The following is a 14306-nucleotide window of genomic DNA, read 5'->3' as shown; positions in this document are numbered from 1 at the left end:
CGATCAGCATTCGACGACGGAAGGATCACGATGACCTCGGCTCAGAACGAGTCACAGGCACTTGGCGACCTTGGAGCCAGGCAGCTAGCGAACGCCACCAAGACTGTTCCACAGCTTTCCACCATCACCCCGCGTTGGCTTCTGCACCTGCTCAGCTGGGTCCCGGTCGAGGCCGGTGTCTACCGGGTCAACCGCGTTGTCAACCCCGAAAGCGTTGCTGTCAAGGCCGAGGCCACCGCGGGTTCCGATGAGCCGCTGCCCGAAACCTTCGTCGACTACGAGACCAACCCCCGCGAGTACACGCTCCGCACCATCGCCACCCTGCTCGACATCCACACCCGGGTCTCCGACCTGTACTCCAGCCCCCATGACCAGGTCACCCAGCAGCTGCGACTGACGATCGAGACGATCAAGGAGCGTCAGGAGTTCGAGCTGGTCAACAGCCCCGAATACGGACTGCTGGCCCAGGCGACCCCTGAGCAGACCATTCAGACCCTGGGCGGTCCTCCGACCCCTGACGACCTCGACTCGCTGATCACCAAGGTGTGGAAGACCCCCAGCTTCTTCCTGACCCACCCGCTCGGTGTCGCCGCCTTCGGCCGTGAGGCCACCCGCCGCGGCGTGCCGCCGGTGGTCGTGAGCCTGTTCGGCGCGCAGTTCATCACCTGGCGGGGCATTCCGATCATCCCGTCGGACAAGGTGCCGGTGGAGGACAGCAAGACCAAATTCATCCTGGTGCGTACCGGCGAGGAGCGTCAGGGCGTGGTCGGGCTGTTCCAGCCGGGCCTGGTGGGGGAGCAGGCCCCGGGTCTCTCGGTGCGGTTCACCGGCATCAACGAGCAGGCGATCGCCCGCTACCTGGTGACGCTGTACACCTCCTTGGCCGTGCTCACCGACGACGCGCTCGCCGTCCTCGATGGCGTTGCCGTGGACCGTTTCCATGAGTACAAGTGAGCACCGCGCGGTAGATGCCGAAAGCGACTTGCCACTGAGCTCTGCGGAAATCGCCGCGCTGGCCTCGCAGTTGTATGCGGCCAGCATCCGTCCGGGTTTCGACAGTCCACCGCAATCAGCGCCGGTCGCCCCCCGGGGCAACGTGCCGGACACGACGGCAGCTACCTCGGCAGGTCAGGCTGCGGCCGGCTCCGCGGATCAGTACCCGGTGCCGGTTCCGCTGCTCGGCGTCTCCGACGTGTATCTACCTGCTCCCTCGTCCCCGGAACCGGAGCCGCCGCCACAGGCGGTTCCGGTAGCCCCGCGGGGCAACGTGCCGGACACGACGGCGGGGCCGTCGACTGCGGCGACGTCGGGCGCGATCGCTGATCCGTTTGTGCCGGCCGACTTCGGTGCCTACGCGGTGCCCACCGAGGGCATTGTCCCGACGGTGCCCGGAGTGCTGGCCGGCGGCGGAGTGCCGACGGTTCCTGTCGCGCCGCGCGGTTCGGCGCCGTCGTGGCCGACGGGCACTCCGTCGGTCCCGGATCTCGGGTTGCTCACGGGTGTGCCCGGAAGCTCCGAGGCGCCGATCGGTGATGAGGGCAATTACCACTTCCTCACCGCCAACGACCCTGTTCCCCAGCTGCCGGACGAGCACGAGGTGTTCGACGTCAACGCGGTGCGGGCCGATTTCCCGATCCTCAAAGAGGTCGTCAACGGAAAGCCGCTGATCTGGTTCGACAATGCGGCCACCACGCAGAAGCCGCAGGTGGTGATCGATCGGCTGGTGCACTTCTACTCGCACGAGAACTCGAACATCCACCGCGCGGCCCACGAGCTGGCGGCTCGGGCCACGGATGCCTACGAGGAAGCGCGCGACACCGTCGCCGACTTCATCGGTGCGCCGAGCTCGGAGAACATCGTGTTCACCCGCGGTACCACCGAGGCGATCAACCTGGTGGCACACGCGTGGGGAGGCAAGCACCTGCAACCGGGTGACGAGATCGTCATCACCCATCTAGAGCACCACGCGAACATCGTTCCGTGGCAGTTGATCTCGCAGAAGACCGGCGCGATCCTCAAGGTGGCTCCGATCGACGACGCGGGCAATCTGCTGCTGAGCGAGTTCGAGCAGTTGCTGGGTCCGCGGACCAAACTGGTTGCGGCCAGCCAGGTTTCGAATGCGCTGGGCACGGTGGTTCCGGTCGACAAGATCGTGCAGTTGGGTCACCGCTACGGGGCTCGGGTGTTGATCGACGGAGCTCAGTCGATCCAGCACATCCCGACCGACGTCGCGGCGCTCGGTGCGGACTTCTACGTGTTCTCCGGTCACAAGATCTACGGGCCCACCGGGATCGGGGCGCTCTACGGGACCGAAGAGGCGTTGACCGAGACACCGCCGTGGCAGGGCGGCGGTCACATGATCGCCGACGTCACCTTGGAACGTTCGCTGTATCAGGGTCCGCCGATCAAGTTCGAGGCGGGCACCGGCAACATCGCCGACGCGGTGGGGCTGACCGAGGCGCTGCGCTACGTCAAGCGGTTGGGCATTGAACGGATTGCGGCGTACGAGCACACACTGCTCGAATACGCGACGCCGCGACTGGCCGACATCCCCGGTGTGCGACTGGTGGGGACAGCCGAGGAGAAGGCGAGTGTGTTGTCGTTCGTGCTGGCCGGTCACGAGCCGCTCGAGGTCGGCAAGGCACTCAACGCCGAGGGGATCGCGGTGCGCGCCGGACACCACTGCGCGCAACCGGCTCTGCGACGGCTGGGTCTGGAGGCGACGGTGCGCCCGTCGTTCTCGTTCTACAACACCCACGAGGAAATAGACGTCTTCCTGCGGGCGGTGCGACGCATCGCCGAGGGCGGTACGAACGTCGGCTGACGCTGTTCCTCAGGCCCGGCACTTGGCGTAGTCCGAGTGCCGGGCCTGTCCATATGCGGGGCGTTTGCCCTGATGAGACGGCCGATCCGGCCCTTTTGGGCATGCCGGTCTCACATTTCTTCTGGTTGATTCGAAACCTCCCCGTCGCGGCCGTAGGTCCGTAAGTTTCCGTCGTGGTCTATGCGTGCAGTCGGCCAGCGGCACTGGTGTCGTGGACGTGCACGCGCGCGCACCCTCCAGTCGGGTGAGGCGAGAACTTTCCCGGGAGCCAGAGGAGCGCGATGAGTTGCATCACGGGTCGGCAGATCGAGCAAACTCGGTGACCGGCAAAATCGCTGCAGAACCAGGTGCTAAGGTCCGTTCGTTATCCATGATCACAGCCGCTTTTCCGATTACTTGGACGAGATGGCCGACCACCCGGCCGGTGACAAGTCAGCAAACTTGTACACCAAAAAAATCGTGGTTCTCGTCACACGTCGACCGGCTGATCGGGTAAACGGGTGCCGCAGAATCCTCCGGCGTCGACCTTTTCAAAGGTCGAATGGTCCAAGCCAGCGGCAGCGATCGGCGACTTCGTCGTTCTTGCCGGTGAGACATTTTCCACGGCCGTTACCCGGCCGCTGGCCGTCCGCGAGCTGATCGACCAGATCTGGTTCGTCGCGAGAGTGTCGATCGTTCCGACTCTGGTGCTGTCGATTCCCTACACCGTATTGATCGTGTTCACGCTGAACATCGTCCTGATCGAAGTGGGCGCCGGCGACCTGTCCGGAGCCGGTGCGGCCCTCGCATCGGTCACTCAGGTCGGACCGGTCGTCACCGCGATCGTGGTGTCCGGCGCGGGAGCCACCGCGATCTGCGCCGACCTGGGCGCCCGGACGATCCGCGAAGAGATCGATGCGATGAAGGTCATCGGCATCAACCCGATCCAGGCGCTGGTGGTGCCGCGCGTGATCGCCGCGACCTTCGTTGCGCTGCTGCTGTATTCGGCGGTCGCGGTGGTCGGGCTCACCGGCAGCTATTTCTTCGTGGTGTACGTCCAGCACGTGACGCCGGGTGCGTTCATCTTCGGAATGACGATTTTGACCGGCCTGCCGCAGGTCATCGTTTCCCTGGTCAAGGCGCTGCTGTTCGGGTTGTCGGCCGGCCTGATCGCCTGCTACAAGGGGCTTTCCGTCGGCGGCGGGCCGACCGCGGTGGGCAACGCCGTCAACGAGACGGTGGTCTTCGCGTTCATGGCTCTGTTTCTGATCAACATCTTGGCCACCGCGTTCGGCGTGAAGGTATCGCCGTGACACGCGCCAATGACGATGCAGAGCGCAGCGATGCTGAGGAGTGGCGCCGATGACTAACGCCGGCGATAACACAAAGCCCGACACCGCGGCGACGGCTGTCGGGCACGCCGCGGCGCTTGAACGCAAATGGCGTAGGGAGAGGCAGCACGCGAAGTCAGAGCAGGGCGGCGCGACGTTGCGCAAATACGCCTCTAGGACGGGAAACCGTGCTGAACCGGAAGAAGAGCCGTCGCGCTTCGGTGAGACCGTCGACTCGCTGGTCGATGCGGTCCGAACCCTCGGCGAGCAGACGGCGTTCATCGGCACCGCGCTCGGCCATACGGTCGACGCGGTTCGGCGCTACCCGGGTGAGGTGCTACGGCTCATCGCGGTGTTGGGCATGGGAACAGGGGCGCTCGCCGTCATCGGCGGCACCGTGGTCATCGTCGGGTTTCTCACGCTGACCACCGGCGCGCTGATCGCTGTCCAGGGCTACAACACCCTGTCCAACGTCGGAATCGAGGCGCTCACAGGGTTTTTGGGCGCATTCCTCAACGTCCGGTTCATCGTGCCGGCAACCGCCGGGGTGGCCCTGGCCGCAACCATCGGCGCCGGTGCGACCGCGCAACTCGGGGCGATGCGCATCAACGAAGAGGTAGACGCGCTCGAAGCGATGGCGATCCGGCCGATCACCTACCTGGCCTCCACCCGCATCGTCGCGGGGGTGGTCGCGGTGATCCCGATCTACACCATCGCGATGCTGATGGGCTTCCTCGCAACCCGTTTCGGGACGACCGTCATCTACGGTCAGTCCCGCGGCGTCTACGACCACTATTTCTCGTCGTTCCTGCATCCCACCGACCTGGTGTGGTCGTTCACCGAGGCGCTGTCGATGGCGGCGGCCGTGATGGCGATCCACACCTACTACGGCTACAACGCAACCGGAGGGCCGGCGGGTGTCGGCGAAGCGGTCGGCCGCGCCGTACGGTCGTCGATCACCGCGGGGGTTTTCATCCTGTTGACCATCACACTGTCCGTATACGGACAGTCCGGCAATTTCCATCTGTCGGGGTGATCGGATGAGCCCCCAAGACACCCGTCGGCGCCGTGGGATCGACCCCATCTGGTGGGCGCCCGTACTCATCCTGTTCGTCGTGTCGGTCAGCGCGCTGACCGCGATGGCGTTCGAAGGAACGCTGACATCGACGGTGCCTCTCACCGTTATCTCCGATCGGGCCGGTCTGGTCATGGAAGACGACGCCAAGGTGAAGCTGCGCGGCGTCCAGATCGGCGAAGTGTCCAAGGTCGAGTCCTATCGGGACTCGGCCGGCACCAACCTCTCCAAGCTGAAGCTGAAGATCTATCCGAACGAATTCCGCTATCTGCCGAGCAACATCGAGGCGGAAATAAAGTCCAGCACCGCGTTCGGAGCCAAGTACGTCGACCTGATCGTCCCCGACTCCGGTCCAAGCCGTCGGGAACTAGCCAAAGGCGCTGTGCTGCATAGTCGCAACGTGACGGTGGAGGTCAACACGGTCTTCCAGAACCTCCAGTCGATCGTGCACGCGATCGACCCGGCGAAACTCAACGGTGTGCTTTCGGCGTTGGCCGAAGGCTTTCGCGGCAAGGGCGAGCGCATCGGCGAGGCCATCAGCGGTGGCAACCAGTTCCTCACCGCGGTGAACCCCAAGCAAGCGACCATCCGCAAGGACTGGCAGCTGTTCGGTAAGACCGCTGCAGCCTATTCGGTTGCGGCGCAGGATATTTTGGCCACCCTTGATTCTTTCTCGACGACGAGTGTCACGATCACCAAGAACAAAAAGGCGCTCGACGACGTGCTGCTGGAAGCGATCGGCTTCTCGAATGCGGGAATCAACACGATCGGTCGCAACGAAAAGAACCTCGTCGATGCCGTCAACCTGGTAGCGCCGACTTTCGAACTGCTGAATAAGTATTCCCCGACCTATAAGTGCACCTTTGAGGGCGCGGTCTGGTACCTGGAAAACGGCGGCCGCGCCGCGATGGGCGGTAACGGCAAGTCGCTCATGATCGATGGCGGCCTGCTGTTCGGCGACGACCCGTATCGTTTCCCCGATAACCTGCCTCGGGTGCAAGCGAAGGGTGGTCCCGGCGGCAAGCCGAGCTGTGGCTCGCTGCCCGATGCGAGCGCGAACTTCCCGGTGAAATATCTCGTCACCGACACCGGATTCGGTACGGGGCTGGACATTCGGCCCAACTCGGGTATCGGCTTCCCGGGCTACGTGAACTACCTGCCGGTCACCAAGGGAACGCCGCAGCCGCCGCTGATCCGTTACCCTGGCGGTCCGGCGCCGGGCCTGCCACCCGCCTACCCGGGCCAACCACCTTCCGGTGCACCGGATTACGCGGGCGCCGCGACGCCCCCGGCGCCCCCTGGGTCTTAGGTCGATCTGTCCATGACGAGAAGCAAGGAACTGCAATGAGAACCAACGCCGGCGCGATCGCGCGTGTGGTGGCGTTCACCGTTGTGTCTCTTGCGTTCGTCTTCATCCTGGTCACGGTGTTCGGACAGTTCCGCTTCGACTCGCGCACGTCCTATACCGCCGTGTTCTCGAACGTCTCCGGGCTCAAGGGTGGCAACTTCGTCCGTATCGCCGGTGTCGAAGTCGGGAAGGTCGGCGACCTCACGTTGCAGAAGGACGGCACCGTTCGGGTCGACTTCGCGATCGACAAGGGGCTGCGACTCACCGAAGGCACCAAGGCGTCGGTGCGGTACGAAAACCTCATCGGTGACCGGTATCTCGCCCTCGAGGAGGGGCCCGGGTCACCCCGGCGACTACCGGAGAAGGCCACGATCCCGTTGGCCCGTACTTCTCCGGCTCTCGACGTCGACGCGCTCGTCGGCGGTTTTCGTCCGCTGTTCCGGGCGCTGGACCCCGACCAGGTCAATGCGCTGTCGGGTCAACTGCTGCGGGTATTCCAGGGTGAGGGCGCAACCATCTCGTCGGTACTCGGCGAAACCTCGGCGCTGACTACGACTTTGGCCAACCGCGACAAGCTGATCGGCGACGTGATCACCAATTTGAACGTCGTGCTGCACACCTTCGGCACTCGCGACAAACAGTTCTCAGACGGCTTGGACAAGCTGTCCCAGCTTGTCGGTGCGCTGTCCGAACGCAAGAACGACATCACCAAGGACGTTGCCTACATCAACGCCGCCACCGGATCGGTAGCCGACCTGTTGACCCAGGCCCGTCAACCGATCAAAGACACTGTGGTGCAGACAGATCGCTTCTCGGCGCAGGTCGAGTCCGACCACACCTACTTCGACGACCTGGTCAGGACGCTTCCCGACGTCTATCAGGTGCTGTCCCGTCAGGGGCTCTACGGCGACTATTTCGGATTCTTCATCTGCGACATCATCATCAAGCTCAACGGACGCAACGGCCAACCCACGTTCGTCAAGCTGGCGAGCCAGGTGACTGGGCGGTGCTTGCCGAAAAAATGACCTCACTATCAAGCCGCTTCAGCGCGTTGAAAGCCAAGATCAAGCGACCCGACATCAAGCCGCTCGCGGACCGTAACCGGGTCACTGTCGGTCTGGTCGGCATCGGCATCGTCGTCGCGCTGGTCGCTGCCGTCTTCTCCTACGAGAAAATCCCGTTCCTCACCGGAAAGTCGGGCTACTCCGCCTATTTCACCGAGGCCGGTGGCATCAAACCGGACAGCGACGTGCGGGTGTCGGGCCTGTCAGTGGGCAGGGTGTCCAGCATCAAGCTCGACGGCACCAAAGTGCTGGTCAATTTCACCGTCGACGACAGCGTCGCGCTGGGTAACCGCACCGAGGCGTCGATCAAGACCGAAACCGTGCTCGGCAACAAGATGCTCGAGATCACCCCGCGCGGAGACGGCAAGCTGCAGGGGCCGATCCCGGTGGAGCGGACTCGCGCGCCCTACGACTTACCCGATGCCCTTGGCGATTTGACCAGCACCATCAGTGCCTTGGACACCACGAAGCTGTCGTCGGCGCTGACCACGCTGGCCAACACGTTCAAGGACACGCCCCCGGACTTGAAGGCCGCGCTCGAAGGTGTGGCACAGTTCTCCAGCACGCTGGACAACCGCGACGAGAAACTGCGTAGCCTGCTGACGAATGCGAACAAGGTCGTCGGTGTGCTGGCCAAGCGCAGCGACCAGATCGCCGGTCTGGTCACCAACGCCAACGCGTTGCTGGCCGAGCTGCTGACCCAACGCAACGCAGTCGACGCGTTGATGACCAACGTCGGCGCGGCGGCCCGCGAGATCTCGGCGGTGGTCGGCGACAACCGGACACAGCTCAAGCCCGCGCTGGACAAGCTCAACAGCGTGCTCGGGGTGCTCGACGACCGCAAGAAGGAACTGCAGCGCACGCTGTATCTGATCCCCAAGTACGCCATGTCGTTTGGTGAAGTGCTCGGATCGGGCCCGTTCTTCAAGGCCTCGCTGCCGAACCTGACGCTGGGCCAGTGGGTGCAGCCGTTCACCGATGCGGCGTTCTCCGATCTCGGCCTTGATCCCGCCACGCTGCTGCCGTCGCAACTCGTCGACCCGGGCAACGGTCAGCCGGGCCTGCCGTACCTGCCGGTGCCGTATCCGCGCACCGGGCAGGGCGGCGAGCCGCGACGAACGATCCCGGACGCCATCACCGGCAACCCGGGCGATGCGCCGTGCAGCGTGCCGGGCCGGCCGGGAGCCCGCGGCTGCTACCCGCTGCGGCCCGAGCCGCCGGCGCCGCCGCCCGGTGGGCCACCGCCCGGTCCGCCGGCCGACCTCAAGCCGCCGCCCAAGCAGACACCGGTCTATCAGCCCGCGCCCAACGAGGTGCCTGCGAACGGGGGCCGCTGATGCCATTCGCGAAAGCCCGTGCGCGCGTTGACAACGGCCTCGCGTGGATCGAGAACCACCGTCGCGTCACCAAGGTCGGGACCGCGCTCAGCCTGCTGCTGATCCTGGCGGTCGGCATCAGCATGATGGTGTCGCCGTGGTGGAAGCAGGTCACCCGCAACACCTATGTCGCGTATTTCCCGAACACCAACGGTGTCTACACCGGCGACGAAATCCGCATCCTGGGCGTCGCGGTCGGGACGATCGAGAAGATCGAGCCGCAACCCCAGGCGGCGAAGGTCACGTTCACCGTCGACGCGCAGTACTCGTTGCCCGCCGACGTCAAGGCGGTGATCCTGTCGCCGTCGCTGGTCACCTCGCGGGCAATCCAACTGGTCCCGGTCTACTCCGGCGGCCCGAAACTGGCTGACGGCGCGACCATTCCGGAGGAACGGACCGCGGTCCCAGTCGAATGGGACGACCTGCGCAAGCAACTGGAGAAGCTGACCGACTCGCTGCAGCCGACGACCGAGGGCGGAACCAGCGCGCTCGGGCAATTCGTCAACACCTCGGCGGCGAACCTGCGCGGCGAGGGCGACACCGCGCGCGACACCCTTATCAAGCTGTCGCAGGCGGTTTCGGCGCTCGGCGACCACAGCACAGACATCTTCAGCACACTGCGCAACCTGCAGATTTTCGTGTCCGCGCTGACCTCGAGCAGCGACCTGCTGGCTTCGTTCAACAAGAACCTGGCCACGATCACCACCGTGATGTCCAATACCCCCAACGAGTGGGGTCAGGCGATTGCGGGATTGGACGCCGCCGTCAACGACCTGCGTCCCTTCGTCGCCGAGAACCGCGAGGCCATCGGCACCACCTTCGACCACCTCAACGAGATCACCACCGCGTTGAACGACAGTCGTCGCGACATCAAGCAGACCCTGCACGTCGCGCCGAACGTGTTCCAGAACTTCTTGAACATCTACCAGCCGGCGCAGAGCGCGGTGACCGGAATCCTGGCGCTGTCGAACTTCGCCGATACCGTCCAATCCGTCTGTGGGTCCATCGAATCCGACGGCCGAGTGGGAGCCAAGCAGTCGGCGAAATTGTGCGAGCAGTATCTGGCACCGATCATCAAGAACCGTCAGTACAACTTCCTGCCGCTCGGCTTCAACCCGTTCGTGGGGGCCGCGGCGCGTCCCAACGAGATCACCTACAGCGAGGACAAACTCAACCCGCACATCCCGCCGCCGGGAGCGCTGCCGGGTACGCCGCCCGGCGCCCCACCGGCCGACGCCCCGCCACCGGTGTCGCCGCAAGCGCTGCCAGGTGGTGCCGTCCCGCCCGCACCTGTCGCGGTCCGGTCCACTGACCCGCATGGGGGCTTGCCCGGCATGATGGTGCCGCCGCCCCCCGGGAGTGCACCGTGAGGCGCATAGTGTCTGCGGCGCTTGCCATTTCGGCGCTGTGGTTGCTGACGTCGTGTGGGGGATGGCGCGGGCTCAACTCGCTGCCGCTGCCCGGCACCGCGGGCCAGGGCAAGGGCTCGTACACCATCCAGGCGCAACTGCCCGACGTGGTCGTCATTCAGCCGAACACCCGGGTGCGGGTGGCCGACGTCAACATCGGCAACGTCACCAAGATCGAGGTCCAGGACTGGCATGCGCTGGTGACGATGCGGATCGACGGCAGCATCCACCTGCCCGAGAACAGCACCGCCAAGGTGGGCCAGACCAGCTTGCTGGGGTCGATGCACATCGAGTTGGCGCCGCCGACCGACGAACCGCCGCGAGGGCAACTCAAGAACGGCTCGGTGATCCCGCTGTCCAGGGCGGCCACCTATCCGACCACCGAGCAGACGCTCGCGTCAGTAGCGATCCTGCTCAACGGCGGCGGGCTGGGCCACATCCAGGAACTGACACGGACTTTCGCCACGGCGCTGACCGGCCGCGAACAAGAGATGCGCAGCCTGCTGACCCAGCTCGACGTCTTCGTCACCGAAACCAAGAAACAGACCGACGACATCATCACCGCCATCGACAGCGTCAACAGCCTGGCCGGCCAGATAGCCGACAAAGACCAAACGGTCGACAAAGCCCTCACCACGATCCCGCAGGCGCTGGACGTCCTGGCCGACACCCGCAAGCTGTTGGTCAACGCGATCGACAAAGTCGGCCAGTTCAGCGCCGTCGCGGCCTCCACGATCAACCAGTCCAAAAAGTCGCTGGTCGACAACTTCCGCAACCTCGCACCGGCGCTGCGCGAACTCGCCAATGCCGGACCCGCCCTCACCCGCGGACTCGACTTCCTCTCCACCCTGCCCTGGGTGAAAAGCACGGTGCCCAACTGGTTCCGGGGCGACTTCGCCAACATCTCGCTGATCGTCGACCTCACGTTGAGCCGGCTGGACAGCGGCTTCTTCACCGGCTCGCGCTGGGAAGGAAACCTCACCGAGCTCGAGATGCAGTGGGGCCGCACCATCGGCCAGATGCCCAGCCCATACACCGCGGTCAACCCGTTGATCGCGCCCTACCACTGGGGGGGCTACTAGCATGGCACGCTCGAGTTCATTGCGGTTGTCTCGGCAGGTGTGGACCCAGCTGACGATCCTGGCGTCGGTCACCGTGATTTCCATCGCCGTCATGGCGTTCGGCTTCATCAAAGTGCCTGCGCTGCTTGGCATTGGCAGATACACCGTGAAGGTCGATCTGCCCGCCTCCGGTGGGTTGTATCCGACGTCGGTGGTCAACTATCGCGGCAGCGAGATCGGCAGCGTCAAGTCCGTCGACGTCACCCAGAACGGTGTGCAGGCCGTGCTATCGCTGAAATCCGACATCGCGGTTCCCCGCGACGTGACCGCCGCGGTGCACAGCCGCTCCGCGGTCGGCGAGCAATTCCTCGAGCTGACCCCCCGGTCGGGGACCGTGCAGGATATGGGTCCGAAGTTGCGCGACGGCGACGTGATCGCCCTCGGCAGAACGCAAATCCCGGTCGACATCGGTTCGCTGCTCGACACGACCAACAAGGCGCTCGCGGCGATCCCGCAGGACAATCTGCACACCGTCGTCGAAGAGGCCTCCAAAGCCGTCGCAGGACTCGGGCCGGAGTTGTCGCGCCTGGTCGACGGCGGCACCGCGCTGGCGATCGACGCCGGCAAGACCACCGACTCGTTCTCCCGGTTGATCGACGAGTTCGTGCCGGTGGCCAATTCGCAAGTGCGGACGTCGGATTCGATCGCGACGTGGGCGCGCCGGGTGAACGCGATCACCGGCCAGGTGAAGGACCAAGACAGCAGGCTTGCGGACCTGCTGAACACCGCTGGACCGGCGCTCAGCGAAGGCACGGCGCTGTTCGATCGGCTGGCGCCGACGCTGCCGGTGCTGCTGTCGAACCTGGTCAGCCTGGGCACCATCGCGGTCAACTATCGCAACGACATCGAGCAGCTGCTGGTGATGTTCCCGCAGGGCACGGCGGTGATGTCGTCGATCATCGTGCCGGACCGGGTCGCCAAGATGGACTACAAGGGCATTTACCTCGACTTCAACCTGAACCTCAACTCGCCGCCACCGTGCAACGCAGGATTCTTACCAGTGCAGCAGCAACGCATCCCGGTGCGGGAGGACTATCCCGACCGCACCGACGGCGAATTGTATTGCCGCATCCCGCAGGACTCCGACATGAACGTCCGCGGTGTTCGCAATGTGCCCTGCGAGACCAAGCCGGGCAAGCGCGCACCGACCGTCGAAATGTGCGAGAGCGACGAGCAATACGTGCCGCTGAACGACGGCCTGTTCTGGAAGGGCGACCCGAACGCGACGTTGAGCGGCCAGAGCGTGCCGCAGTTCCCGAAGGGCGGGCCGCCGTATTCGCCCGGCGAACACTGGCACCCTCCCGTCGACCCTGCGGCACCCAAGCCGGTGACCGCCATTCCCTACGACCCCCTGACCGGAAACTACGTCGGACCGGACGGCAAGCATTACAGCGATTCCGATTTGGCCGCCGGAATGAAAGGCAAGACATGGCAGAGCATGATGATGCCGCCCAAAAAACCGAATCCCTAGACCCAGACGTCGACAGCACCGCCGAGGAGCTAGACGCGCAGGACTTCGACGCAGAAAGCGCCGTCGACGACGCTGCTCCAGACGAGACGACGACGAACACCAAAAGACGTGTGCCGCAATGGCTGTTGCGTACCCCGACGCCGATCACGGTTGGAGTCGCCGCGATCGTCGCGCTGCTCGGCGTGGGCGGCTGGCTTGGATTCCGCCTGCACCAAGACCACCAGGTGCGTGACCAGCGCAGCCTCTACGTGCAGGTCGCGCGCCAGACCGCGATCAATCTGACCACCATCAACTATGCCGAGGTCGACGCCGACATCAAGCGGGTGCTGGACTCGGCCACCGGCGGCTTCCACGACGAATTCCAGAACCGGTCGCAGCCCTTCGTCGAGGTCGTCAAGAAGGTGCAGTCGAAAACCGAAGGCACCATCGCCGAGGCGGGTCTACTGTCCTACACCAAAGAGCAGGCGCAGGTGTTGGTCGCGGTATCGGTCAAGACGTCGATGGGTACGGCGCCGGCCGACCAAGAGCCTCGCAGATGGCGGATGCGGCTTACCGTGGACAAAGTCGGTGACGGCGCCAAGGTGTCGAATGTGGAGTTCGTGCCGTGACCGCGCTGACCACGCGAGAGGAGGACTCCGCGATGCCCGATAACGAGGCCGACGAATCCGCCGAGCGCGACGCGCTGGCCGACGCGGCGGAGGACGCCGACGAGGCAGACCTGCTCGACACCGATGAAGACGACGACGATGACGGCGAAGACGCGAGCGGCGCCCAAGACGACGCGCACGACGATGACGAAGCGCCGGCCGAGGAGCGCGCTCGAATCGGCTGGCGCCGTGTGCTTGCCACCGCCCTGCCCGCGGTGGTGTTGATCCTGGCGCTCGGCGTCGGCTACCTCAAGTGGCTCGACGGCAAGGAACGTGAATCGCGCATCGCCGCAGAGCAATCGGTGAAGGCGGCCTCGGACAGCACGATCGCGATCCTGTCGTACAAGCCCGAGACCGTCGACCAGGACCTGAAGTCGGCCGCTGACCGCCTGACCGCTGGCTTCCGCCAGCAGTACACCCAGCTCGTCACCGACGTCGTCGCGCCCGGGGCCAAGCAGCAGCACATCACCGCGGTGGCCACCGTGCCCGCTGCGGCATCGGTCATCGCGACCGGAAAGCAAGCCGTAGTACTGGTTTTCGTCGACCAGACGACCACCATCGGCAACGATCCGCCCACCCAGAGCACGTCGAGCGTGCGGGTCACACTCGACAAGATCGACGGCAAATGGCTCATTTCGCAGTTCGACCCGGTGTAGGGGAG

General features: G+C 65.0%; 12 protein-coding genes. All 12 read left to right on the top strand.

Annotated elements, in window-relative coordinates; all coding sequences use genetic code 11:
* Window positions 1–30: 30 nt before the first annotated feature.
* The 12 genes from MKK62_RS25520 to MKK62_RS25465 all read left to right on the top strand — a co-directional run bounded on the left by MKK62_RS25520 (window position 31) and on the right by MKK62_RS25465 (window position 14301).
* Window positions 31–954: a family 2A encapsulin nanocompartment shell protein gene (locus tag MKK62_RS25520; protein ID WP_240263137.1), complete on the top strand. Its 924-nt coding sequence runs from the start codon at window positions 31–33 to the stop codon at window positions 952–954.
* On the top strand, window positions 941–2824 hold the full coding sequence (locus MKK62_RS25515; RefSeq protein ID WP_240263138.1) for a family 2A encapsulin nanocompartment cargo protein cysteine desulfurase: 1884 nt from the start codon (window positions 941–943) through the stop codon (window positions 2822–2824). Before MKK62_RS25520 ends, MKK62_RS25515 begins: the two co-directional genes overlap by 14 nt.
* Window positions 2825–3324: 500 nt before the next feature.
* The gene (locus tag MKK62_RS25510; RefSeq protein ID WP_240263139.1) at window positions 3325–4116 is read left to right on the top strand and encodes an MlaE family ABC transporter permease; all 792 of its coding nucleotides are present in this window, start codon (window positions 3325–3327) and stop codon (window positions 4114–4116) included.
* 49 nt (window positions 4117–4165) lie between these two features.
* Window positions 4166–5170, top strand: coding sequence for an ABC transporter permease (locus MKK62_RS25505; protein ID WP_240263140.1), 1005 nt, complete (start codon window positions 4166–4168; stop codon window positions 5168–5170).
* A 4-nt stretch (window positions 5171–5174) separates the two neighbouring features.
* Complete coding sequence (locus MKK62_RS25500; protein ID WP_240263141.1) at window positions 5175–6518, top strand: MCE family protein; 1344 nt, start codon at window positions 5175–5177, stop codon at window positions 6516–6518.
* A 35-nt stretch (window positions 6519–6553) separates the two neighbouring features.
* Window positions 6554–7582, top strand: a complete 1029-nt coding sequence (locus MKK62_RS25495) for an MCE family protein (RefSeq protein WP_240263142.1) — start codon at window positions 6554–6556, stop codon at window positions 7580–7582.
* Window positions 7579–8958, top strand: coding sequence for an MCE family protein (locus MKK62_RS25490; protein WP_240263143.1), 1380 nt, complete (start codon window positions 7579–7581; stop codon window positions 8956–8958). The genes MKK62_RS25495 and MKK62_RS25490 overlap by 4 nt, the downstream gene beginning before the upstream one ends.
* A complete protein-coding gene (locus tag MKK62_RS25485; protein ID WP_434084999.1) occupies window positions 8958–10367 on the top strand; it encodes an MCE family protein in 1410 nt (469 codons plus the stop codon). Before MKK62_RS25490 ends, MKK62_RS25485 begins: the two co-directional genes overlap by 1 nt.
* A complete protein-coding gene (locus MKK62_RS25480; protein ID WP_240263144.1) occupies window positions 10364–11488 on the top strand; it encodes an MCE family protein in 1125 nt (374 codons plus the stop codon). Before MKK62_RS25485 ends, MKK62_RS25480 begins: the two co-directional genes overlap by 4 nt.
* A gap of 1 nt (window position 11489) precedes the next feature.
* Window positions 11490–12998 (top strand): MCE family protein, encoded by a 1509-nt coding sequence (locus MKK62_RS25475; RefSeq protein WP_240263145.1) that lies wholly within the window; start codon window positions 11490–11492, stop codon window positions 12996–12998.
* Window positions 12956–13606, top strand: coding sequence for an Rv1363c family protein (locus tag MKK62_RS25470; protein ID WP_240263146.1), 651 nt, complete (start codon window positions 12956–12958; stop codon window positions 13604–13606). The genes MKK62_RS25475 and MKK62_RS25470 overlap by 43 nt, the downstream gene beginning before the upstream one ends.
* Window positions 13603–14301 carry an Rv1363c family protein gene (locus tag MKK62_RS25465; protein ID WP_240263147.1) on the top strand — a complete coding sequence of 233 codons (699 nt, stop codon included), beginning with the start codon at window positions 13603–13605 and terminating at the stop codon, window positions 14299–14301. Before MKK62_RS25470 ends, MKK62_RS25465 begins: the two co-directional genes overlap by 4 nt.
* The last annotated feature ends 5 nt before the right edge of the window (window positions 14302–14306 follow it).

This window comes from Mycobacterium paraterrae (assembly GCF_022430545.2).
GTDB lineage: Bacteria > Actinomycetota > Actinomycetes > Mycobacteriales > Mycobacteriaceae > Mycobacterium > Mycobacterium paraterrae.
This window is presented reverse-complemented; position numbering and strand designations above follow the sequence as displayed.

Bases quoted from the DNA above. Each gene is read 5' to 3' on its own strand.
- MKK62_RS25520 (WP_240263137.1), top strand. From the start codon at position 31: ATGACCTCGGCTCAGAACGAGTCACAGGCACTTGGCGACCTTGGAGCC.
- MKK62_RS25515 (WP_240263138.1), top strand. From the start codon at position 941: ATGAGTACAAGTGAGCACCGCGCGGTAGATGCCGAAAGCGACTTGCCA.
- MKK62_RS25505 (WP_240263140.1), top strand. From the start codon at position 4,166: ATGACTAACGCCGGCGATAACACAAAGCCCGACACCGCGGCGACGGCT.
- MKK62_RS25500 (WP_240263141.1), top strand. From the start codon at position 5,175: ATGAGCCCCCAAGACACCCGTCGGCGCCGTGGGATCGACCCCATCTGG.
- MKK62_RS25495 (WP_240263142.1), top strand. From the start codon at position 6,554: ATGAGAACCAACGCCGGCGCGATCGCGCGTGTGGTGGCGTTCACCGTT.
- MKK62_RS25490 (WP_240263143.1), top strand. From the start codon at position 7,579: ATGACCTCACTATCAAGCCGCTTCAGCGCGTTGAAAGCCAAGATCAAG.
- MKK62_RS25485 (WP_434084999.1), top strand. From the start codon at position 8,958: ATGCCATTCGCGAAAGCCCGTGCGCGCGTTGACAACGGCCTCGCGTGG.
- MKK62_RS25475 (WP_240263145.1), top strand. From the start codon at position 11,490: ATGGCACGCTCGAGTTCATTGCGGTTGTCTCGGCAGGTGTGGACCCAG.
- MKK62_RS25470 (WP_240263146.1), top strand. From the start codon at position 12,956: ATGGCAGAGCATGATGATGCCGCCCAAAAAACCGAATCCCTAGACCCA.